Origin of the sequence: Peterkaempfera griseoplana (assembly GCF_001418575.1) — a bacterium.
Classification (GTDB): Bacteria; Actinomycetota; Actinomycetes; order Streptomycetales; family Streptomycetaceae; genus Peterkaempfera; species Peterkaempfera griseoplana.
Window position 1 is genome coordinate 1 of sequence record NZ_LIQR01000589.1, and the last position, 1939, is coordinate 1939.

Consider the following 1939-nt stretch of genomic DNA (forward strand, 5'->3'; position numbering starts at 1 on the left):
CGCGGCGCCGGCCTCCGCCGCGGCCTCGTCGGCGGTGCGGCCGGGGCGCTCGTCCAGCAGCGTGCGCTCCTCGAGGGAGCGGACGACGGCGCGGGTCCGTTCACGCACCGCCTCGGACCACTGCCCGTCGGCGGCGTGGCGCTCCGCGGCGGCGCGGTGCTCGGCGGCGGTCCGGCGGCGGGTGTCGAAGAGCGCCGCCCCGGTGGTGCGGGCGGCGCGCCGGGGCGCACCGAGCCGCCACCACAGGGCGAGGCCGACGATCAGCAGCACCGCCAGGAAGACCAGCAGGCCGGGGGTGCCGCTCAGGGAGTCCCCGCCGATCTGCCCGAGCAGGCGGTCGATCTGCCGCCAGGCCCAGTCGATCAGGCGCTGCAGCAGGCTGGGGTCGCTGCGGTGGTAGGCAGGGTTGGACAGCTCGTGCCGTGCCGCCTCCCGGGCGGCGTCGCGTCCCACGGTGACGGGCGCGCCGCCGTCTGCGAGGGCGGCGCCGGCCGGCAGGGTTGCCCCCGGGACGCCCACGCCGGTCAGGCCTCCGGTCCGGCGGCCGGGGCCTCGGCCGTGGTGTCGCCGAAGCCGGGCAGGCCGGCGGCGCGGGCGAGTTCGATGTCCAGGGCCTCGCGCCGGATGCGCTGGTCCACGTAGAGCAGGATGTTGATACCGGCGGTGACCGGCACGGTGAGGGTGGAGGCGATCGCCGATCCGATGCCGGTGAAGACCAGCGTGGTCAGGGTCGGTCCGGAGTCGGCCTGGTCGAGGAGGCCCTGGCCGCTGACGGCGAGGCCGATCAGGGTGGCCGGGAAGACGAAGATCGACGAGAAGATGGTGGTCACCAGCCCGCCGAGCAGGGTGATCCCGAAGATCCGCCACCAGCTGCCGCGCACCAGCCGGGCCGAGCGGGCGAGCGAGGACCTGATGCCCTGCTTCTCCAGCATCAGGGTGGCGGCGGCCATGCTGTAGCGGATCCACAGCCAGACCAGGCAGCCGCAGGCCGCCAGTGCGCCGAGCAGCAGCGCTGACGCCGTCACAGCGGTGTCGGCGCCGCCGACGGCGGCCAGGATGCCGGGCAGCAGCAGCACACCGGCGATCAGCACCACGGCCAGCACCATCACCAGCACCAGGCCCAGCAGCGGCAGCAGCCGGGGCCGTGCGTCCCGCCAGGCCTCGCGCAGCGAGACGGGGCGTCCGAGGACGGCGCGGCTGACCACCATGGTCAGCAGTGCCCCGGCGACCTGGCCGGCGACGATCAGGACCAGGTAGTTCAGCAGATCGCCGACCGCGGTGGCGGTGCGGTTCAGGGTGCCGCTGGAGACGCCCCAGTCGATCAGCGTGGTGGTGACGGTGCTCAGCAGGGCCACCACCACGGAGATGCCGAGCGTGGTGCGCCAGTAGCGCCGGGTGGTGGAGACCGCGCCGTCGAGGATCTCGCCGACCCCGAGCGGGCGCAGCGGGATCACACCGGGCTTGGGCGCGAGGGGGACGCCCCAGCCGGGACCGCCCCAGGCGGGGGCGCCGGGCTGGCCGCCGTAGGGCCCGCCGGGGTACGGCTTGTACGGGTGCGGGCCGCCCCAGCCGGGCTGTCCGGGCGGCGGCGGGGGTGCGCCGACTCCGTGCGGGCCGTCCTGCGGTGCCGACGGGCCGGGGGCCGCTCCCAGGCCGGGGGTGGCACCCTCCTCGTGCTGAGGCTCGGGCGCACCGGGCGGTGTCCAGCCCGGGGTGTCGGTCATCGCTGCTCCTTCGGCGGGGTACGGGGCGTGCGGCGCGGTTCGGTGGCGCCCATGGTGCCATGGCCTGATCCAATGCACTGCACCGTCCGGGTGACCAGTGGGGGGCGGTGCACAGCCGCGGTACCGGCGGAGTGCGGTGTGCGCTGTTCTGTTCGAGTGCGGGGGCGGGCAGACTGGGGCGATGGCCGACCTCCCCGCCCCCCGCGCCACCACCC

Annotated in this window: 2 protein-coding genes; both read right to left on the reverse strand. The window is 76.0% G+C overall.

What is annotated here, in order from left to right; genetic code table 11:
• The coding region (locus AOK09_RS33530) for a hypothetical protein (protein WP_055590994.1) at positions 1 to 519 on the reverse strand (519 nt) is incomplete at its 3' end.
• Positions 520 to 524: 5 nt separating this feature from the next.
• Positions 525 to 1724, reverse strand: a complete 1200-nt coding sequence (locus AOK09_RS33535; protein WP_055590995.1) for a hypothetical protein — start codon at positions 1722 to 1724, stop codon at positions 525 to 527.
• Positions 1725 to 1939 lie beyond the last annotated feature (215 nt).

Bases quoted from the DNA above. Each gene is read 5' to 3' on its own strand.
- AOK09_RS33535 (WP_055590995.1), bottom strand. From the start codon at position 1,724: ATGACCGACACCCCGGGCTGGACACCGCCCGGTGCGCCCGAGCCTCAG.